Genomic DNA, 20,773 nt, shown 5'->3' on the forward strand with positions numbered 1-20,773 from the left:
CTGTCAAGCGCTTGTCAAAAAACTTGTGAACGTTCCCAGTTTATGTTGTGGGCGCGCAACATGTGGCCGTGGTGGCAGCAGGGGAGGGGTTCGATGGTCGGCAACAAGCACGCTTTACTGGGGGCGTCGGCACTGATCCTGGGCGCAACTGCGCCGCTCGCCGCGCAGAACGCAGCCGCACCGGCGCCGTCTGTCTCCGCCGCTGCCGCAACTTCGGCCGCCGCCGCACGGGCGCGTGCGGATGCGATCGTCGCGCGCATGACGCTCGATGAGAAGATCGCCCTCCTCCACACCCTCTTCCCGCCGATGGCCGCGGGCAAGACCACGAACGAGCTCATTCCCTCCGCCGGCCATGTCGACGGCATTCCCCGCCTCGGCGTGCCGCTGGTGCGCGAAAGCGACGCGTCGCTCGGCGTCGCCAACCAGGTCGAGCAGCGCAAGGGCGACGTCGCCACCGCGCTTCCTTCCAGCCTCGCCACCGCCGCCAGCTTCTCGCCCCAGATCGCCCGCGCGGGCGGCGCGATGATCGGCTCGGAAGCGCGCGCCAAGCGCTTCAACGTCCTCCTCGCCGGCGGCGTGAACTTGACGCGCGATCCCTGGAACGGCCGCAACTTCGAATATCTCGGCGAGGATCCGCTCCTCTCCGGCGAGCTCGGCGGCGCGCACATCGCCGGCGTCCAGTCGAACCGCATCGTCTCGACGGTGAAGCATTATGCGCTCAATGCGCAGGAAACCGGCCGCAACATCCTCGATGCGCGGATCGACGAGGCGAGCCTGCGGATGAGCGATCTCCTCGCCTTCCAGATCGCGATCGAGAAGGGCCGGCCCGGCTCCGTCATGTGCGCCTACAACAAGGTGAACGGCGACTGGGCGTGCGAAAATGATTTCCTGCTCAACAAGGTGCTGAAGCAGGACTGGGCCTATCCCGGCTGGGTGATGAGCGACTGGGGCGGCGTCCATTCCACCGTCAAGGCGGCCAATGCCGGGCTCGACCAGCAATCGGGCCAGGAGCTTGACCGCGCGATCTATTTCGGCGCCCCGCTGAAGGAAGCGGTGGAGAAGGGCCAGGTTTCGGAGAAGCGCATTGACGACATGGTCGCGCGCTATCTCACCGGCCTCATCGCGACCGGCACGTTCGACACGCCCATGCCCGCCGCCGCGCAGACCCCGCCCTACGCCCGCAACGCCGAGGTGGCGCAGCGCACCGCGGAGGCCGGCATCGTCCTCCTGAAGAACGAGGGCAATCTGCTCCCGATCGCCAAGACCGCGCGCAAGATCGTCGTCATCGGCGGCGCGGCGGATCTCGGCGTCCTGTCGGGCGGCGGCTCCAGCCAGGTGCGCTCGGTCGGCGGCGCGCCGATCGAGATCCCGCTGGCGGACGGCCCGGCGGCCTCGTTCGTGCGCATCACCTATCACGCCTCCTCGCCGCTCGCCGCGCTGCGCAAGGCGCTGCCGAACGCGCAGATCACCTTCCTCGACGGGCGCAACCTCAACGCCACCACCGAAGCCGCCAAGGCTGCGGACCTCGCCATCGTCTTCGCCACGCAATGGACGACCGAGGCGGAGGACGTGCCCAACATCAAGCTGCCCAACCACCAGGACGCGCTGATCGCGGCCGTCGCCGCCGCGCAGCCGAAGACCGTGGCGGTGCTCGAAACCGGCGGCCCGGTGCTGATGCCGTGGCTCGACAAGGTGCCCGCCGTGCTCGAGGCCTGGTATCCCGGCCAGCGCGGCGGCGAGGCGATCGCCGCGATCCTGACCGGCGCGGTCAACCCCTCGGGTCGCCTGCCGATCACCTTCCCCGCCTCCGCCGGACAGCCGCCGCGCATCGCGCCCGTCGGCCTTGACCTCTTCAACGCGGCCGAGCTCGCCGCCGCCGCCAACACCGCGGCCGGCACGCCGCCGCCGGTCAGCTTCCCGGTCGATTACCAGGAGGGCGCCGACGTCGGCTATCGCTGGTACGAGAAGAAGGGGCTGAAGCCGCTGTTCCCGTTCGGCCACGGGCTCAGCTACACCAGCTTCGCCTATCGCAACCCGGTCGTCACCGGCGGCGACCGGCTGAGCGTGACGGTCGAGGTCGCCAATGTCGGCCGCCGCGCCGGGGCGGACGTGCCGCAGCTCTATGTCACGCGCGAAGGCAGCGGCGCCCCGATGCGCCTCGCCGCCTTCCAGCGCGTCGAGCTGAAGCCGGGCGAAACGCGCCGCGTCACGCTGGTCGCGGAGCCGCGCGTCGTCGCCGATTATGACGTGAAGCTCCCCGGCTGGCGCATCGCCGGCGGCACCTATCGCGTCGCGATCGCCCGTGACGCCACGGACCGCAGCCTCACCTTCACGACGCAGCTGGCGCCCCGCACCATGAAGCCCTGACGAGCCGCCCGGAACGGAGGCCCGCGCCGCCTCACATGCGGTAGCGCGCCTCCAGCAGGTCAAGCTCGCGGATGATCTTCTGCGAAACGCTGCTGCCGATCTGCCGCGCGCGCGCCATGGCGAAGATCGCGTCCCGCTCCGCCTTCAGCCCGACGAGGCGGAACTCGCGCTCCAGCCGGTCCTGCAGCCGCGCCTCGGCCGATGCCTTCGCGCCCTGGCTGCGGCTCTCGATCCGGTCGCGGTAAAGGTCCATCACCCGGCTGCCGGCATTGGCGTAGAAGTCGGCGTCGCCGCGCTGCTCCGCCAGCTCGTGCTGCGCCCGCTCGATCTCCCGGATCGCGGCATTGGCGGCGGCGACCCGCGCCACATCCTCCTCCGCCTGGAACGAAGGCTCGGCCGGCATGGTCAGCCCGTTCAGCAGCAGCGGCAACGCGATGCTGGCGATCAGCAGCGATACGATGATCACCCCGGCCGCCAAGAAGATCGCGAGGTCCCGCGCCGGAAAGGGTGATCCGTCCGCCATCGCCAGCGGCAGCGTCAGCACACCCGCCAGCGTGATCGCCCCGCGCACCCCCGCGAAGGACATCGCCGCGATCAGCCGCCAGTCGGTCGATTTCGCGATCGGTCCCGGAGCGCCTTCCTCGCTCCGCCGCTTGCGCAGCAGCGTCAGGCGAAACGACAGCCACACCCAGGCGAAGCGAAGCGCCGCCAGCCCGGCGACGATCGCCAGCACATAGGCGCCCAGCCACAGCGGATCGGAATGGCCGGTCACCTTCACCGTCTCGTGCGCCCGCCCGGCGATCGCCGGCAGCTGCTCGCCCAGCAGCACGAAGATGATGCCGTTCAGCGCGAACTGGATCGTGTCCCACACCGAATTGCGCCGCACCCGCGTGCTCGCCATCGCCTGCCGCGAGATCTCGGCGTAGGTCATCGTCACGCCCGCCGCCACCGCCGCCAGGATGCCGGAGGCGTGGAGATGCTCGGCCAGCAAATACGATCCGAACGGGATCAGCAGGCTGACGAGGATCTGCGAGCCGGCTTCCTCACCGAACCGCCGCGATACCCAGGCCTTGGCCCGCGTCACCGCCAGCGTCAGCGCCACGCCCACGGCAAGGCCCGCGCCCGCCACCCACAGGAAGTTGATCGCTGCGCCAGTCAGCGAGAAGGCGCCGGTCAGCGCCGCGGCGACCGCGAAGCGCAGGCAGACGAGGCCCGACGCATCGTTCAGCAGCGATTCCCCTTCGAGGATGTGCATCATCCGGCGCGGGATCGGCACGCGCGCCGCGATCGCGGACACCGCGATCGGATCGGTCGGGGAAACAACCGCCGCCAGCGCGAAGGCCACTGCCAGCGGCATCGCCGGGATCATCCAGTTGATGAAGAAGCCCATGCCCACGACGGTGAGCAGCACGAGGCCGAGCGCCAGCTCGACCACCGTCGACAGGTCCTTGAGCAGCTCGTCCTTCGGGATGCGCCAGCCATCTAGGAACAACAGCGGCGGCAGGAACAGCAGCAGGAACAGTTCGGGGATCAGCTCCACCCGGTAGGATGTCGAAAGCCCGATGATCGCGCCCAGCATGATCTGCACCAGCGGAGTGGGCAGCGCGAACGGCAGCATTCGCGAAATCGCGCCGCTGACGACCACCGCCAGCAGCAGGATGAGGATGATCGATACTGATTCCAAACAAGAATTCCGCTGCTGGGGTGCGGGGCTCTTGTAGGGAAGCAAAAGGGGCAGGCGCAACCGGCCACGGCCGGCGCCCCGCCCCGGTCGGTCAGATGCGGATCACGCCGCCGCCACCAGCGTCGCGCCGAACTGTTCGCGCAGCTCGCGCCGCAGGAACTTGCCGCTCGCATTGCGCGGCAACGGCTGGTCCAGGAACCAGATGTACCGCGGCACCTTGTGCTTCGCCATGCTGACGGCGCAGTGCGATCGCAGCGCTTCCTCGTCCAGCCGCTCGCCCGCCTTCAGCACGATGGCGACGCCCACTTCCTCGCCCAGCCGGTCGTCGGCCACGCCGAACACGCAGCATTCCGCCACCGCGGCGTGGCGATAGATGGTCGCCTCCACTTCGGCGCAATAGACGTTCTCGCCGCCGCGCAGCACCATGTCCTTCTTGCGATCGACGATGAAGATGAACCCGTCCTCGTCGATCCGCGCCACGTCGCCGGTGTGCAGCCAGCCGTCGGTGATCGTCGCGGCGGTCGCCTCGGGCCGGTTGATGTAGCCCTTGATGACGCACGATCCGCGCACCCACAGCTCGCCCACTTCGCCCGGCGCCACGGTGTTGCCGTCATCGTCGACGCATTTCGCCTCGAAGTTCGGCATCGGCGGCCCGGCGCTTGCCGGCTTGTCGACGAAGAAGTCGCCGCTGATCGACGTGATGATCCCGCACGTCTCGGTCATGCCATAGCCGGTGCTTGGCCGCGCCGTGCTCACCTGGTTCTCGATCTTGTCGACGAGGTCGGGCGGCAATTGCGCGCCGCCGCCGGCCAGCGCCAGCAGGCTCGATGTGTCGGTCCGCTCGAAATCCGGATGGCTGATCAGTTCGCGTGCCATCACCGGCACGCCGCTCATCGATGTCACGCGCTCCTGCGCGATCAGCCGCAGCGCCTCGCCTGCGTCCCAGCGGTACATCAGCACCAGCGTGCCGCCCGCCGCGGTGGTGGCATAGGCACCGCAATTGTTGGCGGTGACGTGGAACAGCGGCGTCGTGATCAGCGTCACCGGCACCGGCGGCGTCTCAGGCGGCGCCACGCCCGTCGCCTGCTGCACGGCAAGCGCGGTCGATGCCCCGGCATACATCAGGTTGAACAGGTTGGAGACGCAGCCGCGGTGCGTCAGCTGCGCGCCCTTCGGATGCCCGGTCGTCCCCGATGTGTAGAAGATGCACGCATCCGCATCGGGATCGATCGAAACGTCCGGCATCGCTCCGCCATGGGCGATCACCTCGGCCCAGGGGATGACGTCCGCCGCACCCGCCGGCGTGCGCACGCCGATCACCTTCATGCCCGCCGCCATCTCGGGCCGTTCGCACAGCCGCTCCAGCCGCTCGCCGTCGACGAACAGCGCCTTGGGCCGCGAATCGTCCAGCGCGTAGGCCATTTCCTCGCTGGTCCACCACGCGTTCATGCCGACCAGCGCGATGCCGGACGACACGCACGCCCAATAGATCAGCATCCATTCGGGATAGTTGCGCATCGACACGGCGACGCGGTCGCCCGGCGCCACGCCCTGTGCCGCCAGCCAGGCGGCGACGGCATTCACCTGCTGATGCGCCTCGGCATAGCTCAGCCGCTCATTCTCATAGACCAGATACGGCCGCTCGGCGAAGACGACGGTGGACAGCCACACGTCGCGCACGCTGCCGGGCGCGTTCTTGTAGGTCCGGATGCGATTGCCCAGAACCTCCGCCTCGACCACTTCGAAGGCGCCGCCGGGGCCCGTCAATTCGGCGCGTGCCGCAACAAGCTGCGCGTAATGCATGCCTCTACCAATCTTTTATTATAAGTTGGTACTGGCATAAGCATTAAAGTCGCCCGGGCAAACCCCCTGGGCTCCCCCGGGCGGCCGGAACGGTCAACTGCGGCCCTTGTTGGTGAAGGCAGCGATCCGGCTCTGCATGTCGGGGCCGACGCCTTCATTCTCCAGCACTTCCCACTGCAGCCCCGCATCCAGCGACCAGCCGTCGCTCACGTCCAGCAGGCGCTTGTTGGCGGCATGGCTGAATGTCGAATTGGCAGCGATCCGGCCCGCGAGCGACGCGATCTCGGCATCGAACTGGGCAAGCGGCACCACCGTCTCGGTGAGGCCAATGCGCAGCGCCTCGGCCGCGTCGATCATGTCCGCGGTGAACATCAGCCGCTTTGCGGTGGCGACGCCCACGCGGCGCGGCAGCCGCTGGCTCATGCCCCAGATCGGCGTCAGCGCCCATTTGGCGTGCGTGTCGCCGAAACGCGCGCTGTCCGCCGCAATGATGAAGTCGCACGCCAGCGCCACTTCCAGCGCGCCGGTGTAGCAATGGCCGTGCACCGCCGCGATCACCGGCATCGGCAGCTTCTCCAGCATCCGCAGCGTCTCGCTGTGCCATCCGCGCGACGGCACTTCCTCGCCGCTCGCGATGTCGGCCAGGTCATGCCCTGCCGAAAAGCACTTTCCCGCGCCGCGCAGCACCACGCAGCCCACGTCCTTCTCGCGCCGCAGGTCCATGACGTGCGCACGAAGCTCGCGGAAAACCCCCACCGTCAGCGCGTTGAGCTTGTCCGGCCGGTTGATCGTCAGCAGCACCCAGCCATCGCGATCCTCGCGCAGTACAAGCTCACCCATCATCCGCTCCTGATCTGTTCTTTGCCCAACCATAGGGGGCGCTGGCCGGGCCGGAAAGCTCAGGCCGCCTTAACCGCCGCGGCGAGCGCCATGTAGCGCACGACATGATCGTCGCTGGTGCCGAACAGCCCCTCGATCACCGTGGCGCGCTTGAAATAGTGCCCCACCGCGAGTTCGTCGGTCATGCCCATGCCGCCGTGCAGCTGCACCCCGTTCTGCCCGACGAAGCGGCACGCCTCGCCCACCAGCGCCTTCGCCCCCGATGCCGCCCGCGCGCGCTCGTCCGCCGGCGCATTAAGCTTCATCGTCGCCAGATAGGTCGCGGATGTCGCCATCTCGATCTTCATGAACATGTCGACCATGCGGTGCTGCAGCGCCTGGAAGCCGGCGATCGACTGGCCGAACTGCCGCCGCTCGCGGGTATAGGCGATCGTGTCGCTCAGGATCCGGCGCATCACGCCAAGCGCCTCCGCGCACAGCGCCGCGATCGTCGCATCCGCCGCCGCCTCGATCGCCGGCAGCGCGCCGCCCTCCTCGCCCAGCAGGTCCGCCGCGCCAACGCGCACGTTCGTCAGCCGAACGTCGCCCGCGCGCCGGCCGTCGATGGTGCGATAGGGATGCAACATCACGCCCGGTGCGTCTGGCGAAACCGCGAACAATGACGTGCCGGACGGTGTCGCCGCGCTGACCAGGAACATCGATGCCCATTGCGCCGCCATCACGGTCGATTTCGCACCATCGATGCGCCAATCATCACCATCACGCACCGCGCGCGTACCGTCTGCGTACGAGAAAAACCGGGTTTTCGGCTCGCTTCCGGCGAAAACCACCGTCTCCCCGCCGCCCTGAATTGCCTTCAGCAGCGCCCCTGCCCGCTCACCTCCAACCTGCCGCAGCAGCGCCGCGGCGGTCACCACCGTCTCCAGGAACGGCTCCGTCACCAGCGCCGCGCCCAGCTCCTCCATCACCACGAGCAGGTCGAACGGGTCCGGCGCCTCGGCCAGTGCAAACAGCCCCAGCCGCTCGCCAAAATCCGCCCAAAGTCCTGCATTCCGGCCACTTTCCGACGCCACCGCCGCCTGGCGCGCCGCGAAATCATGATGGTCGCGCAGGTAGTTGCCGAGCGACGCGCGCAGCTGTTCCTGTTCCGGCGTGAAGGAAAAATCCATCGTGGCGTGATCCCGTGAAGGCGTTATCGGCGCAGCGCAGCCGGTCAGACGATCTGATGTTCCTCGACCCAGAACAGCGGAGAATTGGGGAGGTCGATGAACTTGCCCTCATCCTCCAGAAGCGCTCGCCCCGCGTCCCGCCCCTCCTTCGTCTCGCCCGCCGCGATCACGTCCTCGACGCTGTCGAAGTGGAGCTCCGCCACCCCGTCGTAGGGCGGCACTACCGTGCCGCGGGCATTGACCGGACTGGCGAGGCGCGGATCATCGATGCTGTGGCTCTGCACGTATTTGCGGATACGCAGCACCTCCGCGAACCCGGCTACCAACGGCGCATGATGACCACGCCAATAAGCCTGGAAGTCCTCTCGCGACATCTCAGGGCGGCGGCGCAGGCAGAAGATCAGCTTGATCATCACAGACCTCTCACGACAGCGCTGCATTGGCGCGGTCCAGCGCGCGCCACACGATCGTCTTCTGGATCTCGGTCGCGCCGCCGTAGATCGTCTGCGCGCGCTCGAAGAGATAGGATGCGGTGCGCGGCACGGCGAAGGGCAGAGCCTCCGGCGCCACGTCCTGCCAGCCCGCAAGGCTCCGATCCGCCACCACTGCCCGGTCCCTGCCGGCAAGCTCCACCCACAATTCGGTGATCTCCTGCGCCAGCTCCGTACAGGCGATCTTCAGCGCCGATACGGCCGCTGGCGCCGCGTCACCGCACAGCACGCGCAGCACCGAGATTTCCACTGCGCCAAGCTTCATCTCGGCGAGCGCCATCCGCCGGGCGAACAGCGGCTCCTCTGCCATGGTGGCTGCGAACGCCCCCGGCAGGGTCGCCGCGACACGGCGCAGTTCGGCCAGATCGGCGCGCTTTCGCCCGATATGCGCGTAGGAAACACGCTCCGCCGCAAGCAGCACATTGGCATAATGCCACCCCTTCCCCGCCTCGCCGATCATGTTGCGGGCGGGCACGCGCACCTGATCGAACTCCACCCGGTTCAGCTCGTGCGAGCCGTCAATCGTGATGATCGGATGCACGGTGATCCCCGGCGTGCGCATATCGGCGCAGATCATCGAGATCCCGTCCTGCTTGCGCTCGCATTTCTCGGTGCGCACCAGACAGAAGATCCAGTCCGCCCAATGTGCGCCCGACGTCCAGATCTTCGTGCCGTCGAGGATGTAATCGTCACCATCACGCACCGCGCTCATCCGCAGTGAGGCGAGGTCCGATCCCGATTCCGGCTCGGAATAGCCCTGCGCCCACATCGCGCGCGATTCCAGGATGTCAGGCAGCCAGTGCTTCTGCTGCTCGGGCGTGCCGAAGGCGCAGATGATCGGGCCAATGTAGATCACCGCCATCGGGATGATCGACGGCGCGCCGGCCAGCTCCAGCTCCTGCTCGAACAGATAGCGCTGCACCGGCGTCCAGCCAGGGCCCCCATGTTCCGCCGGCCAGCCGACACCCAGCCAGCCCTTGGCGTTCAGCGCCTGTTGCGAGCGAATATGATCGTCGCGACCAAGCTTCCGCCCGGCGCGCAGCAGGGCGAGGATGTCCTGCGGATATTCTTCGGCGAAGAAACGGCGGACGTCGGCGGCGAAAGCCTCCTCGGCGGGCGAGAGGGAAAGATCCATGCCGTAGCGTCACCTTCATTGGCCGCCGCGTCAACTGACAGCTTGACCGGATCATCCTCCGGTTCAATGTCCGGCCGGAGCCGCAACGCTATGGCATGGCGAAACCGCAGCATAAGCCTGGAGAGAAACATGGCGGAACAAGGCGCAACCGGCCGGTGCAATTGCGGCGCGGTCACGTGGCGGATCGACGGCGCGCCGCTCGCCGTCGCGGCCTGCCACTGCACCAATTGCCGCGCACAATCGGGCGCCGCCTTTTCCGTCAATATCGTCGCTGCGGCACCCGCAGTGGCGATCGAGGGCCCGATCAAGGCTTACGAGGACAAGGCAACGACCAGCGGCAAGCCGGTGCTGCGCGAGTTCTGCGCAGACTGCGGCTCCCCGATCCGCTCGGTCATCACGGCCAACCCGGCGATCGTCGCGATCAAGGCTGGCACCGCCGACAATGCCGGTGCCTTCACCCCGACGATCCACGTCTGGACGGATTCGAAGCTGCCGTGGGTGGAGATCCCGGCCGACGTGCCGAGCTTCGCGCGCGACGTGGGGTGAAGCGCTAGCCTCCTCGCAGCCGGCTCTTTTCGCGCGTTTGCCTGACCCGCGCGTAACACGTACAATCCCCGCTCAACGAAGGGAACGACCAGCCATGAACCTCCTCCTGACCGCAACGCCCCGCCTTGCCGCCAGGAAAGTTCATGCCCGTGCCGATCTCCCTCTCTACTGCCGCACTCTGCTGGTCCACGCCTGACGGGCGACCAGTCCTCCGTGACCTCGATCTAAGCTTCGTCCCCGAACGCACCGGCATCGTCGGGCGAAACGGCACCGGCAAGAGCACGCTGCTGAAGCTGCTTGCCGGCGAGATCGCGCCGGCCGCCGGCCGGGTAATCGCGAATGGCACCATCGCCCGCCTGCGACAGTCGAACGACATCGGCGGCGGCGAGACGATCGCCGACCTCATGGGCATCCGCGACAGCCTCGCCGCGATGAACCGCGGCCTCAGTGGCGCGGCGAGCGCGGACGAGCTTGCCGAGATCGACTGGACGATCGAGGCTCGTGCGGCCGAAGCACTCGCGGAGTGCGGCCTAGAGGCACCGCTCGAAACCCGCCTCGCAAGCCTCTCCGGCGGGCAGCGGACGCGCGCCGCTTTGGCAGGCGCGATATTTGCCGCGCCCGATTTCCTGCTGCTCGACGAGCCGACCAACGATCTCGACGCCGATGGCCGCGCGGCCGTCCGCACCCTGCTCCACAAGTGGCGCGGTGGTGCGATCGTTGTCAGCCACGACCGTGCGCTGCTGGAGGAGATGGACGCGATCGTCGAACTCACCTCGCTTGGCGCCAGCCGCTACGGCGGCAACTGGAGCGCCTATCGCGCGCGCAAGGCGCTCGAGCAGGAAGCAGCAGAGCATGACGCGCTCGTCGCCGAGCGACACCTCGCCGCGGTGAAACGCCAGGCACAGCACAGCGCCGAGCGCCAGCAACGCCGCGATTCAGCAGGCAGCCGCCAGGCGGCGCGCGGCGGCATGCCGCTAATCCTGCTCGGCAAGCGTCGTGATCGCGCGGAGAAAAGCGGCGGCGACACTGCGCGCCTCGCCGAGCGCCAGATCACCGCGGCGCAGCGCGACGCGGCAGATGCTGCCAGCCGCCTGGAGCGCGTGGTGCCGCTGGCCGTCTCGCTGGCCCCGACGGGCCTTGCCCCTTCCCAGCGCGTACTCGATGCGAGCGACCTTGCCTTCAGCTATGAGCCCGGCTCACCGGTGCTGAGCGGTATATCGTTTTCGATCGTCGGGCCGGAGCGCATCGCGCTCACGGGCGCAAACGGCACCGGCAAGTCGACCCTGCTGGCGCTCATCGCTGGCCGATTGCTGCCGACCGCCGGCGAAGTGACCCGGCATGTGCCGTTCGCGATGTTCGACCAACAGGTGAGCCTGCTCGATCCTCAGGCAACGATCGCGGCGAACTTCGCGCGGCTCAATCCGGGCATCGGCAACAACGCCTGCCGCGCCTCCCTCGCACGCTTCGGCTTTCGCGCCGAGGCTGCGGACCAGGAGGTGGGCTCGTTGAGCGGCGGGCAGCGCCTGCGTGCGGGCCTCTCCTGCGTCCTTGGCGGGCCGACGCTGCCCCCGCTGCTGCTGCTCGACGAGCCAACCAACCACCTCGACATGGAATCGATCGCCGCCGTGGAAGGCGGGCTCAACGCGTATGACGGCGCGCTGCTCGTGGTGAGCCATGACGAGGCGTTTCTGGACGCAATCGGGCTGACGCGCCGGATCGCGCTATAGCACCCTGCCGCCACGCCCTTGGGCGGACGTGGCGGTAAGGCGTGGCCGTCAGGCCGGCATGCGGTGCATGGCACAAAGCTTGTTGCCGTCCGGATCGCGCAGATAGGCGAGGTACAGATTGCCTGCCGCGCCCGAGCGCACGCCCGGCGCATCCTCGATCGCGGTGCCGCCAGCCTCGACACCAGCCTTGTGCCACGCATCAGCCTGCTCCGGTCCGTCCATCGCGAAACCGATCGTGCCGCCGTTGGCATGGGTCGCAGGCTGGCCGTCGATCGGCTTGGTGACCAGGAACAGGCCGCCATTGTGCATGTAGATCAACCTGCCGCGATCGTCCTCGATCGCCGGGCGCCCACCGACCGACGCGAACAGCGCGTCATAGAATTTCTTCGATCGGCCGATGTCGTTCGACCCGACCATCATGTGACTGAACATTGATCCTCTCCCCTAGAGCGAATTACCGGGCGTTGCCCGGCCGCGCGCTTTCTGGGGCAGCCGGCTCGCCGCGACAAGCTTCAGGAATTGAGAAAAGGCGCCGCTATCCCGGGCCGTACGCGCAGCAGGCGTCCCGTTGCGCGATCGATCAGCGCCCAGGTCGTAATGCCCTCCACTAGCACGCGTCCGTCGTCAGCGGTGAAGCAGAAATGCCGGTCGAAGCGCGCGCCGCGCGGCGGCTCAGGCACCCAGGTCTCGCCCAGGGCGGTGGCCCCGGCTGGCAGGTTGCCGCGATAGTCGATCTCGTGCCGCGTCACGACCCAGATGTATTCGGCGCGATGCTCCGCCGGCGCCACCGTCTCCCAATGCGCCACCGCCAGTTCCTGCACCCAGCGCACCCAGACGGCGTTGTTGACGTGGCCGAGCTCGTCGATGTCGTCGGGCGCCGCCGTGAAGGTCTTGGTGAAGCTCATCGTCCCTTCCACCAACGCACGAGCTGGAAGATCGCGAAGCCGCCCGCGAGCACCGCCACGCCGGCCAACAACGTCTGGCGGCTGGGTTGGAGCCGTCCCGCCATCTCGGTCACCGCCTCGCCGAACCAATAGCCCAGCGCGGTGAAGACCCCAGCCCAAAGTGCCGCCGCCGCGGCATTCACGGCGACGAAGGTAGCCGTCGGCACCTTGCTGGTGCCGATCGCGATCGGGCTGACGGTGCGAAAACCATAGAGGAAGCGGAAGGCGAAGATGAAGCCGACCGGATAGCGCTCCAGCAGCTGCAACGCCTTGGCAAAGGCGCGCTGCTTCATCCAGCGCTGCACCATCGGCCGATCGCGATACCGGCGGCCCGCGGCGAAGAAGAACTGATCGGCGAGGAAGGAGCCGATGGCGGCGGCCAGGAACACCGCCGGCCAGGAGGCAAGCCCCTGATGCGCGATCAGCCCGCCCGCGATCACCGCGGTTTCCCCTTCCAGCACAACCCCGGCGAACACCGCTGCCACCCCCCAGCGCGCGACGATCGCCTCGATCGTCATGCGCTCGCCGCCCGCATCGACAGTCGGGCGCGAACGACGGCAACGGTACCATCAGGCGTCCGGGGCTGGCCGCTGCTCACTCCTCCACGCCCAGCTGCCACAGCACGAACGCATGTTCCTCTGCGGCCTCGCGCAGGCTCTCGAACCGGCCCGATTTGCCGCCATGGCCAGCGCCCATGTTGGTCTTGAGCAACAGGATATTATCGTCGGTCTTGGTCGCGCGCAGCTTCGCCGCCCATTTTGCCGGCTCCCAATAAGTGACGCGGGGGTCGTTGAGGCCGCCGGAGATGAACAAAGGCGGGTACGCCTGCGGGCGCACATTGTCATAGGGGCTGTAGCTGCGGATCAGCTCGAACGCGGCGGGATCGGTGATCGGATTGCCCCATTCGGGCCATTCACCCGGCGTCAGCGGCAGGCTTTCGTCCATCATCGTGTTGAGCACGTCGACGAACGGCACGTCCGCGATCACCGCGCCCCACAATTCGGGATCGGAATTCACCACCGCCCCCATCAGCTCGCCGCCAGCGGAACGGCCGGCGATCGCGATCTTCCCCTCGCTCGTCCAGCCGCCGGCAATCAGGCCGCGCGCCACGTCGACGAAGTCGTTGAACGTGTTGGTGCGCTTCTCGAGCTTGCCGTCATGATACCATTGCTGGCCGAGATCGTCGCCGCCGCGGATATGCGCGATGGCATAGGCGAAGCCGCGATCGAGCAGCGACAGCCGCCCCGTCGAGAAGCCAGGGGGGATGGCATGGCCGTAGGCGCCATAGGCATAAAGGAACAGCGGCCGGCTGCCGTCCTTCGGAAAGTCCGCCGGATAGACGATCGAAACCGGCACGTCGGTGCCGTCGCGCGCGGTGATATGCAGCCGCTCGGTGCGATACTTGTCCGCATCATAGCCCGACGGGATCTCCTGCACCTTCAGCGTCGTCAGCGTGCCCGTCGCGGTGTCATAGTCATAGACGGTGCCGGGCGTGACCATCGACTCATAGCCGAGACGAAGCACCGTCTGGTCATGCTCGGGATTGTCGCCGAGGCCGGCGGCATAGCTCGCCTCCGGGAAGGTGATCCGCTTTCCCTCGGTCGGCGCGTCGTAGCGGTGGACCGCCACCTGATCGAGCCCGTCCTCGCGCCCTTCCACGACGAAGAAGTCACGGTAGCACTCGACGCCCGTCATGTAGAAATGCTTCGACGGTGCGATCAGCTCGCGCCACTCGCCCGGCGCGCTGATCGGCGCGGTGACGAGCCGCCACATCGGATCCACGTCATTGGTGTGGATGAACAGCGTGTCGCCATGGGTGTCGACGTCATATTCCCGGCCGGGCTTGCGCGGCGCAACCAGGATCGGCGCCGCCAGCGGATCGGCGGCGGGCAGCAGCCGCACCTCGCTCGTCACGTGATCGCCGGTCGCGATCACGATCCAGCGCCGGTCGCTCGTCTCCGCCACCGCGACGCGGTAGCCCTCGTCATCCTCATGGTAGAGCTCGACATCCTCGGACGGGTCAGTGCCCAGCCGGTGCAGCCGCGCATTGTCCGTCCGCCACTCCTTGTTGGCGAGGCCATAAAGGAAGCCGCTGTCATCCGCGGTCCACACGATGTCGGACAGCATCCCGGGGATCGTGTCGGGAAGCAACTCGCCGGTCCCCAGATCCTTGACATGGATGGTGAAGCGTTCCGATCCATTGTCGTCGATCGCATAGGCAAGCTTCATGCCGTCGTTCGACACGGCGAAAGCGCCCAGCCGGAAATATTCCTTGCCCTCGGCCAGCGCCGGCTCGTCGAGCAACAGCTCGTCCGGGCCGCCCGCGACGGGCTTGCGCCACCATTTGCGATACTGGCCGCCGGTTTCGTACGCTGTCCAGTACAGCCAGTCGCCGTCCTTCTGCGGCACCGAGGATTCGTCCTCCTTGATGCGCGCCTTCATCTCTTCGTACAGCCGGTCGACCAGCGGCCGGTGCGGCGCCATCGCGGCCTCGAAATAAGCGTTCTCCGCCTCGAGATAGGCGAGCACGTCCTTGTCACTAACGTCGGGGTAATTTGGATCCTTCAGCCAAGCCCACGGATCGGCGATAGTCGTGCCATGGGTGGTGAACTCGTGCGGGCGGGTAGCGGCGATCGGTGCGGGCGGAAGCGTCATTTCCCCTTTGTGGCGATGACGAGCAGCGATGTCGACCGGCGACGATTGCAGGAATTGCAATTTGGCGGAATCGTTTTGCACTTGCGGAACATCATGCTGCGATGCACAAGGATCGGGCCTTTCAGGCATCCTCTCCTAAAAACTTTCATGGCCGATCCCTCACGGGGTCGGCCCTTTTTTTGCGCTCGGCCGGCCGGAACGAGTCGCTTGCCCGTGCGCTCAACGTCGGCGATGGCGAGTCTGACCATCTTCAGGGGGAAATAAGCGCATGGCCGGTGGCTTGGTCGCGTTGCTTGATGACATTGCGGCGCTCGCGAAGCTGGCGACTGCCAGTCTCGATGACGTCGCTGGCGCTTCCGCCAAGGCCGGGTCCAAAGCAGTTGGCGTGGTGATCGACGATACCGCGGTCACGCCGCGCTACGTCACCGGCCTGTCGCCGGCACGCGAACTGCCGATTATCTGGAAGATCGCGCTCGGCTCGCTGCGCAACAAGCTCATCTTCCTGCTGCCTGCGGCCCTCGTCCTCTCCGCATTTGCGCCCTGGGCGATTACCCCGATCCTGATGGCAGGCGGCGCGTTCCTCTGTTTCGAAGGCGCAGAAAAGATCATCGAAGCGGTGTCGGGCGAGCACCATGGCGAGGAAGCGTGCGAGATCAGCGATCCCAAGCTGCTTGAGGATCGCCAGGTCGCCGGCGCAATCCGTACTGATCTCATTCTCTCCGGCGAGATCATGGCGATCGCGCTTGCGGAGCTTTCCGACCAATCGATCCTCAACCAGGCAATTGCGCTGGCGCTCGTCGGCATCGCCATCACCGTTGGTGTCTATGGCGTCGTCGCGCTGATCGTGAAGATGGACGACATCGGCTTGGCGCTGGCCAAGCGTGACAATGCAGGAACGCAGGCGGTCGGCCGCGGGCTGGTCGCCGCCATGCCCAAGGTGCTGAGCGCGCTCGGCATCATCGGCACCGCCGCCATGCTATGGGTGGGCGGGCAGATCATCGTCCACGGCCTGCACGAATTTCACCTGACGCCGGTGCCCACGTGGATCGAGCACGCCAGCGAATTGGCGTCGCACGCCCTGCCCTCGATCGGCGGCATTGCTTCCTGGATAGTGAATGCCGGCCTGTCCGCGGTCCTCGGCATTATCGTCGGCGGCATCATCGCCGGGCTGATGCACCTCAAGCCGAAGAAGCATTGAGCGCCGGCGGCGCGGCAGCCGTGCGCTGTCGTTACGCCGCGCTGCGGGTCAGACTAAGGAACACGTCCTCCAAGTCCGCCTCGCGAGTCGAAACGTCGACGATCCCAAAGCCGGCGCCCTGCACCGCTGCCAGCACCTCGCCGGCGTTCACCTGATCCTTGGAATAGGTGATCGACAGCGTGCGATCGCCCTTCAGCGCGATCTTCTGGAAGCACGCCGCCTCCGGTAGCGCCGTCACGTCACGCTCGACGGTCACGTCCACCACCTTTTCCTGCGCCCTGCTCAGCAGCTGGCGCGTCGGCTCGTTGGCGACGACCGTGCCGTGATTGATGATCGCGATCCGGTCGCACAGTTCCTCGGCTTCCTCGAGATAGTGCGTCGTCAGCACCACCGTGACGCCGCCCGCGTTCAATTCGCGGACATAGGCCCACAATTGCTGGCGAAGCTCGATGTCGACGCCCGCGGTCGGTTCGTCGAGCACCAGCACCGGCGGCGAATGAACCATCGCCTTCGCCACCATCAGCCGCCGTTTCATGCCGCCCGAGAGCGTCCGGGCATAAGCTTTCGCCTTGTCCTCCAGATGCACGGCACGCAGCAACTCCATCGATCGGCGCTGCGCCTTGGGAATCCCGTAGAGCCCCGCCTGGATCTCCAGCGTTTCGACGGGCGTGAAGAAGGGATCGAACAGGATCTCCTGATTGACGATGCCGATCGACGCCTTGGCATTGCGCGGATGGGCATCGATGTCGAAGCCCCAGATCGAGGCCGATCCGCTGGTCTTGTTCACCAGCCCCGCCAGGATGTTGATCAGCGTCGACTTACCGGCGCCGTTCGGCCCCAGCAGGCCGAATATCGTCCCCTGCGGCACATCGAAGCTGACGCCGTCGAGCGCGCGCTTGCCGCCCTCATAGGTCTTGCACAAGTCACGGATGGCGATCGCGGCGTCGGTCATGCCGGCTGGGTTAGGCCTGCCGGCGCGTGAAATCCATGGGGCGATTGATCGTGATCCGCGGCCTTGCTAACGCGGGCCCATGTTGCCGCCGCCCGAAGTCACCCGCGTCTCGCACCACCGCGTTGCTTGCGACGGCGCTCATGCCGGCTTGCCCGCCGCGCTCGGCCACCCGCGCGTATGGCTGGAGATCGACGAGACCGGCTATGTCGATTGCGGTTACTGCGATCGCCGCTTCGTGCTGATCGGCGGCCCGGCCGACGGCGCGGACCAGTCCCAGCTTCCCGATCACGGCGACGGCGCAGGCCGCTAAGACCGCAGCGCGCGGCGAAGCCAGCGTGCAGCGAACATTTGCCATCGCCGCGCGACGCCCTACATTCCGGGGATGACCGCGACCGATCCCCGCTCGTTTCTTTACCGCGACACGCTGGACCCTGAAGCTGCCAAGGCGCTCACCGCCAGCGCGCTCGGCAAGGCCGATGATGGCGAACTGTACCTCCAGTACCGCAAGTCCGAAGCATTCGGCTTCGACGATGGCCGGCTGAAGACCGCGAGCTACGACACGCATTCCGGCTTCGGCCTGCGTGCCGTGTCGGGCGAGATGACTGCCTTCGCCCACGCCAGCGAATTGTCGGAAGCCGCGATCAAGCGCGCGGCAGAGACGATGCAGCTGATCGATCCTTCGAGCGGCCCCAAGGCTGGCCCGCCGACCGGCACTAATCAGCGGCTCTATACCGACGGCGATCCGCTCGATCTCGTGCCTTTCGCCGACAAGGTAAACCTGTGCCAGACGATCGACGCCGCCGCCCGTGCACGCGATCCGCGCGTGGCGCAGGTTTCGGTCAGCCTCTCGGGCTCGTGGAGCGTGGTCGAGGTCGTCCGCCCCGACGGCTTCGTCGCGACCGACGTTCGCCCGCTGGTGCGCCTTAACGTTTCGATCGTGGTGGAGCAGAACGGCCGCCGCGAAACGGGCACCTTCGGCATCGGTGGCCGCTACCTCTACGAATCGCTGTTTGACGAGGCGACGTGGAATCGCGCGATCGACGAGGCCTTGGCACAGGCGCTGGTCAACCTCGATTCCGTGGCGGCACCCGCCGGCGAGTTCACCGTGCTGCTCGGGCCGGGCTGGCCGGGCGTGTTGCTGCACGAGGCGATCGGCCACGGCCTGGAAGGCGATTTCAACCGCAAGGGCACCAGCGCCTTCTCCGGCCGCATCGGCGAGCAGGTCGCCGCGCGCGGCGTGACGGTGGTGGACGATGGCTCGATCCGCGATCGCCGCGGTTCGCTGACGATCGACGACGAGGGCACGCCGACGCGCGAAACGATCCTCATCGAGGATGGCTTCCTCAAAGGCTACATGCAGGATCGTCTCAACGCCCGCCTGATGGGCGTCGAGCCGACCGGCAACGGGCGCCGCGAGTCGTTCGCCCACGCGCCCATGCCGCGCATGACCAACACCTTCATGAAGGCCGGCAACGACGATCCCGCCGAATTGCTCAGCCGCGTCAAGAACGGCATTTTTGCCAAATCCTTCGGCGGCGGCCAGGTCGATATCGTGTCGGGCAAGTTCGTCTTCTCCTGCACCGAGGCGTACAAGGTGGAGAACGGCAAGATCGGCGCGCCGATCAAGGGCGCGACGCTGATCGGCGACGGCCCGACCGTGCTCACCAAGGTGCTTGGCGTCGGCAACGACTTCGCGCTCGACGAGGGCGTCGGCATGTGTGGCAAGGGCGGGCAGAGCGTGCCCGCCGGCGTTGGCCAGCCCACGCTGCTGGTCGGCGGACTGACGGTGGGCGGCACCGCCGCCTGACGTCAGAAGCCGATGATCAAGAGGTCTAGCGCGCCCTTGACGTCGAATTCACGCTCGGAAACCGAGGCGATGGTTTCAACAATTGCCAGCCGATCGATCGCGCCAGCTAGCTGCGTGATCATCGCATAGTCGCGTCCATTGATCCGGAAGGTCGGGTTCAACCGATCGATTGGCTGTGCGTCCGTATGCCTCAATGGCGCTACGAAACGAGTCGGCAGCGCACTGAGCAAATTCGACTGACAATCCACCACAAGCCCGCCGCCGCGTACGCGATAGACATCGAACTGCGCCATCAGCGAATACGAAGCTCGGTCAGGGGATCTCCCTCACGCGCATACCATTCGGCGAACTCGGCGATCGCCGTCTCATTCTCCTCCTTCCAGCGGCGTTCCCGCTCGGCTTGGATCTCGGCGCGCAACGCAGCCTCGGTAACACGCGAGAGATTGATGCCAGCGGCGCGCGCTGCAGCAACGACGCCCTCGTCCACCGACAAGTTCACCGATTTGCGCTTGCCGGTGACGAGGGGATCATGCTTCATGCGCAAAGTTTATGCGCACTGCGACAGCGCGTCAACGAACGGAGCGTTCCCCATGGCCGAGTTCTTCCCCGCCCTCACTGAAGCGCATCGTACGTTCGTTGAGCGTCAGCCGGTGTTCTTCGTCGCCACTGCGGCGGAAGGAACGCGGATCAACCTCAGCCCCAAGGGCATGGACAGCTTCCGCGTGCTCGACGATCGCACCGTCGCGTACCTCGACGTGGTCGGTTCGGGGAACGAGACCAATGCGCACCTGCTCGCGGACGGGCGTATCACCATCATGTTCTGCGCCTTTGATCAGCCGGCGTTGATCTTCCGCATCTATGGCCGCGGGCGGGCCGTACTGCCGCAGGACCCCGAGTGGGGCGCACTTCACGCGCATTTCACCGCCTTGCCCGGCACGCGCCAGATCTTCGTCGTCGCCATCGATCAGGTGCAAACGTCGTGTGGCTGGGGCGTGCCGCAGATGACGCTCGATCGCCCGCGGGACACGCTCAACAAGTATAATGCGAAGTACAGCGACGAGGAGCGGCTGGATTACTGGCGCTCGGCCGAGGGCAAGAGCATCGACGGCCTGCCGACCCGCCTGCCGGACGCGCTGCCGGGTGCTGCGGTCTAGTCTTCGCTCCCGGCCGGACCAATCGAGCAAGCAATTCGTTCAACAACCATGAGCCTCGTCGAAGTCGGCCGCTACGATCGTAACCTTGCCAATATCATCGTTGGCCGCCTGGAAAGCGAAGGCATAGCCGCACTTGCCTTCGATGGCGGCGCGTCGATTGCCGATGGCAGCTGGCTGCTCATTCCCGTGCGGGTGATGGTCGACGAAGACGATGTCGCTCGTGCGCAGACGGTGATCAATGCTGCCTGATTCTTGAGCAGAACACCGCATCTGCACAAAAACTAACGCGCCTTCATCAACG

At 66.9% G+C, this 20,773-nt stretch carries 21 protein-coding genes; 8 read left to right on the plus strand and 13 right to left on the minus strand.

The features are described from left to right. Window positions 1-93: 93 nt before the first annotated feature. Entirely contained in the window at window positions 94-2,367 is a 2,274-nt protein-coding gene (locus tag ACH0AE_RS14330; RefSeq protein WP_294441903.1) for a beta-glucosidase, read from the plus strand. Window positions 2,368-2,398: 31 nt separating this feature from the next. Here the strand turns inward: ACH0AE_RS14330 and ACH0AE_RS14335 are convergent, their stop codons facing one another. The 6 genes from ACH0AE_RS14335 to ACH0AE_RS14360 all read right to left on the minus strand — a co-directional run bounded on the left by ACH0AE_RS14335 (window position 2,399) and on the right by ACH0AE_RS14360 (window position 9,489). Then, window positions 2,399-4,051 carry a Na+/H+ antiporter gene (locus ACH0AE_RS14335; protein ID WP_294441904.1) on the minus strand — a complete coding sequence of 551 codons (1,653 nt, stop codon included), beginning with the start codon at window positions 4,049-4,051 and terminating at the stop codon, window positions 2,399-2,401. 102 nt (window positions 4,052-4,153) lie between these two features. Continuing rightward, window positions 4,154-5,854, minus strand: coding sequence for a class I adenylate-forming enzyme family protein (locus tag ACH0AE_RS14340; protein WP_294441905.1), 1,701 nt, complete (start codon window positions 5,852-5,854; stop codon window positions 4,154-4,156). Window positions 5,855-5,947: 93 nt separating this feature from the next. Then, window positions 5,948-6,694: an enoyl-CoA hydratase/isomerase family protein gene (locus ACH0AE_RS14345; protein ID WP_294441906.1), complete on the minus strand. Its 747-nt coding sequence runs from the start codon at window positions 6,692-6,694 to the stop codon at window positions 5,948-5,950. Between the two features lie 59 nt (window positions 6,695-6,753). Continuing rightward, entirely contained in the window at window positions 6,754-7,863 is a 1,110-nt protein-coding gene (locus ACH0AE_RS14350) for an acyl-CoA dehydrogenase family protein (RefSeq protein WP_294441907.1), read from the minus strand. A 44-nt stretch (window positions 7,864-7,907) separates the two neighbouring features. After that, window positions 7,908-8,276: an EthD domain-containing protein gene (locus tag ACH0AE_RS14355; RefSeq protein WP_294441908.1), complete on the minus strand. Its 369-nt coding sequence runs from the start codon at window positions 8,274-8,276 to the stop codon at window positions 7,908-7,910. A gap of 10 nt (window positions 8,277-8,286) precedes the next feature. After that, window positions 8,287-9,489 carry an acyl-CoA dehydrogenase family protein gene (locus tag ACH0AE_RS14360; protein WP_294441909.1) on the minus strand — a complete coding sequence of 401 codons (1,203 nt, stop codon included), beginning with the start codon at window positions 9,487-9,489 and terminating at the stop codon, window positions 8,287-8,289. 129 nt (window positions 9,490-9,618) lie between these two features. Between ACH0AE_RS14360 and ACH0AE_RS14365 the strand changes: the two genes are divergently transcribed. Both ACH0AE_RS14365 and ACH0AE_RS14370 read left to right on the plus strand, forming a co-directional pair. Beyond that, window positions 9,619-10,035 (plus strand): GFA family protein, encoded by a 417-nt coding sequence (locus tag ACH0AE_RS14365; RefSeq protein WP_294441910.1) that lies wholly within the window; start codon window positions 9,619-9,621, stop codon window positions 10,033-10,035. A gap of 143 nt (window positions 10,036-10,178) precedes the next feature. After that, window positions 10,179-11,762, plus strand: coding sequence for an ABC-F family ATP-binding cassette domain-containing protein (locus tag ACH0AE_RS14370; protein ID WP_294441911.1), 1,584 nt, complete (start codon window positions 10,179-10,181; stop codon window positions 11,760-11,762). Window positions 11,763-11,810: 48 nt separating this feature from the next. Here the strand turns inward: ACH0AE_RS14370 and ACH0AE_RS14375 are convergent, their stop codons facing one another. The 4 genes from ACH0AE_RS14375 to ACH0AE_RS14390 form a co-directional block, all read right to left on the minus strand. Further along, the gene (locus ACH0AE_RS14375; protein ID WP_294441912.1) at window positions 11,811-12,194 is read right to left on the minus strand and encodes a VOC family protein; all 384 of its coding nucleotides are present in this window, start codon (window positions 12,192-12,194) and stop codon (window positions 11,811-11,813) included. Between the two features lie 80 nt (window positions 12,195-12,274). Beyond that, a complete protein-coding gene (locus ACH0AE_RS14380) occupies window positions 12,275-12,667 on the minus strand; it encodes a thioesterase family protein (protein WP_294441913.1) in 393 nt (130 codons plus the stop codon). Next, window positions 12,664-13,224 (minus strand): DedA family protein, encoded by a 561-nt coding sequence (locus tag ACH0AE_RS14385; protein ID WP_294441914.1) that lies wholly within the window; start codon window positions 13,222-13,224, stop codon window positions 12,664-12,666. The genes ACH0AE_RS14380 and ACH0AE_RS14385 overlap by 4 nt, the downstream gene beginning before the upstream one ends. 76 nt (window positions 13,225-13,300) lie before the next feature. After that, window positions 13,301-15,361, minus strand: coding sequence for a S9 family peptidase (locus ACH0AE_RS14390; protein WP_406875827.1), 2,061 nt, complete (start codon window positions 15,359-15,361; stop codon window positions 13,301-13,303). 268 nt (window positions 15,362-15,629) lie between these two features. Between ACH0AE_RS14390 and ACH0AE_RS14395 the strand changes: the two genes are divergently transcribed. Then, window positions 15,630-16,559 (plus strand): DUF808 domain-containing protein, encoded by a 930-nt coding sequence (locus ACH0AE_RS14395; RefSeq protein WP_406875828.1) that lies wholly within the window; start codon window positions 15,630-15,632, stop codon window positions 16,557-16,559. 31 nt (window positions 16,560-16,590) lie between these two features. Here the strand turns inward: ACH0AE_RS14395 and ACH0AE_RS14400 are convergent, their stop codons facing one another. Then, window positions 16,591-17,511: an ABC transporter ATP-binding protein gene (locus ACH0AE_RS14400; protein ID WP_406875829.1), complete on the minus strand. Its 921-nt coding sequence runs from the start codon at window positions 17,509-17,511 to the stop codon at window positions 16,591-16,593. Between the two features lie 79 nt (window positions 17,512-17,590). On the opposite strand from ACH0AE_RS14400, the gene ACH0AE_RS14405 reads away from it, so the two are divergent. Both ACH0AE_RS14405 and tldD read left to right on the plus strand, forming a co-directional pair. Continuing rightward, a complete protein-coding gene (locus ACH0AE_RS14405; protein WP_294441918.1) occupies window positions 17,591-17,821 on the plus strand; it encodes a zinc-finger domain-containing protein in 231 nt (76 codons plus the stop codon). A gap of 72 nt (window positions 17,822-17,893) precedes the next feature. Beyond that, entirely contained in the window at window positions 17,894-19,318 is a 1,425-nt protein-coding gene (gene tldD, locus ACH0AE_RS14410; RefSeq protein ID WP_406875830.1) for a metalloprotease TldD, read from the plus strand. A 2-nt stretch (window positions 19,319-19,320) separates the two neighbouring features. On the opposite strand, the gene ACH0AE_RS14415 is transcribed toward tldD, so the two are convergent. Together ACH0AE_RS14415 and ACH0AE_RS14420 are read right to left on the minus strand one after the other, a co-directional pair. Continuing rightward, the gene (locus ACH0AE_RS14415; RefSeq protein ID WP_294441920.1) at window positions 19,321-19,611 is read right to left on the minus strand and encodes a CcdB family protein; all 291 of its coding nucleotides are present in this window, start codon (window positions 19,609-19,611) and stop codon (window positions 19,321-19,323) included. After that, complete coding sequence (locus ACH0AE_RS14420; protein ID WP_294441921.1) at window positions 19,611-19,856, minus strand: type II toxin-antitoxin system CcdA family antitoxin; 246 nt, start codon at window positions 19,854-19,856, stop codon at window positions 19,611-19,613. Before ACH0AE_RS14420 ends, ACH0AE_RS14415 begins: the two co-directional genes overlap by 1 nt. Before the next feature lie 52 nt (window positions 19,857-19,908). Between ACH0AE_RS14420 and ACH0AE_RS14425 the strand changes: the two genes are divergently transcribed. Continuing rightward, window positions 19,909-20,472 carry a pyridoxamine 5'-phosphate oxidase family protein gene (locus ACH0AE_RS14425; RefSeq protein ID WP_294441922.1) on the plus strand — a complete coding sequence of 188 codons (564 nt, stop codon included), beginning with the start codon at window positions 19,909-19,911 and terminating at the stop codon, window positions 20,470-20,472. 48 nt (window positions 20,473-20,520) lie between these two features. Beyond that, a complete protein-coding gene (locus ACH0AE_RS14430) occupies window positions 20,521-20,721 on the plus strand; it encodes a DUF2007 domain-containing protein (RefSeq protein WP_294441923.1) in 201 nt (66 codons plus the stop codon). Window positions 20,722-20,773 lie beyond the last annotated feature (52 nt).

The sequence above is a fragment of the Sphingomonas sp. 179-A 2A2 NHS genome, from assembly GCF_045371305.1.
Taxonomy (GTDB): Bacteria; Pseudomonadota; Alphaproteobacteria; order Sphingomonadales; family Sphingomonadaceae; genus Sphingomonas.

Coding starts and splice junctions, on each gene's coding strand:
- ACH0AE_RS14330 (WP_294441903.1), top strand. CDS start 94: ATGGTCGGCAACAAGCACGCTTTACTGGGGGCGTCGGCACTGATCCTG.
- ACH0AE_RS14340 (WP_294441905.1), bottom strand. CDS start 5,854: ATGCATTACGCGCAGCTTGTTGCGGCACGCGCCGAATTGACGGGCCCC.
- ACH0AE_RS14345 (WP_294441906.1), bottom strand. CDS start 6,694: ATGGGTGAGCTTGTACTGCGCGAGGATCGCGATGGCTGGGTGCTGCTG.
- ACH0AE_RS14350 (WP_294441907.1), bottom strand. CDS start 7,863: ATGGATTTTTCCTTCACGCCGGAACAGGAACAGCTGCGCGCGTCGCTC.
- ACH0AE_RS14355 (WP_294441908.1), bottom strand. CDS start 8,276: ATGATCAAGCTGATCTTCTGCCTGCGCCGCCGCCCTGAGATGTCGCGA.
- ACH0AE_RS14360 (WP_294441909.1), bottom strand. CDS start 9,489: ATGGATCTTTCCCTCTCGCCCGCCGAGGAGGCTTTCGCCGCCGACGTC.
- ACH0AE_RS14365 (WP_294441910.1), top strand. CDS start 9,619: ATGGCGGAACAAGGCGCAACCGGCCGGTGCAATTGCGGCGCGGTCACG.
- ACH0AE_RS14370 (WP_294441911.1), top strand. CDS start 10,179: ATGCCCGTGCCGATCTCCCTCTCTACTGCCGCACTCTGCTGGTCCACG.
- ACH0AE_RS14375 (WP_294441912.1), bottom strand. CDS start 12,194: ATGTTCAGTCACATGATGGTCGGGTCGAACGACATCGGCCGATCGAAG.
- ACH0AE_RS14380 (WP_294441913.1), bottom strand. CDS start 12,667: ATGAGCTTCACCAAGACCTTCACGGCGGCGCCCGACGACATCGACGAG.
- ACH0AE_RS14385 (WP_294441914.1), bottom strand. CDS start 13,224: ATGACGATCGAGGCGATCGTCGCGCGCTGGGGGGTGGCAGCGGTGTTC.
- ACH0AE_RS14390 (WP_406875827.1), bottom strand. CDS start 15,361: ATGACGCTTCCGCCCGCACCGATCGCCGCTACCCGCCCGCACGAGTTC.
- ACH0AE_RS14395 (WP_406875828.1), top strand. CDS start 15,630: ATGGCCGGTGGCTTGGTCGCGTTGCTTGATGACATTGCGGCGCTCGCG.
- ACH0AE_RS14400 (WP_406875829.1), bottom strand. CDS start 17,511: ATGACCGACGCCGCGATCGCCATCCGTGACTTGTGCAAGACCTATGAG.
- ACH0AE_RS14405 (WP_294441918.1), top strand. CDS start 17,591: ATGTTGCCGCCGCCCGAAGTCACCCGCGTCTCGCACCACCGCGTTGCT.
- tldD (WP_406875830.1), top strand. CDS start 17,894: ATGACCGCGACCGATCCCCGCTCGTTTCTTTACCGCGACACGCTGGAC.
- ACH0AE_RS14415 (WP_294441920.1), bottom strand. CDS start 19,611: ATGGCGCAGTTCGATGTCTATCGCGTACGCGGCGGCGGGCTTGTGGTG.
- ACH0AE_RS14420 (WP_294441921.1), bottom strand. CDS start 19,856: ATGAAGCATGATCCCCTCGTCACCGGCAAGCGCAAATCGGTGAACTTG.
- ACH0AE_RS14425 (WP_294441922.1), top strand. CDS start 19,909: ATGGCCGAGTTCTTCCCCGCCCTCACTGAAGCGCATCGTACGTTCGTT.
- ACH0AE_RS14430 (WP_294441923.1), top strand. CDS start 20,521: ATGAGCCTCGTCGAAGTCGGCCGCTACGATCGTAACCTTGCCAATATC.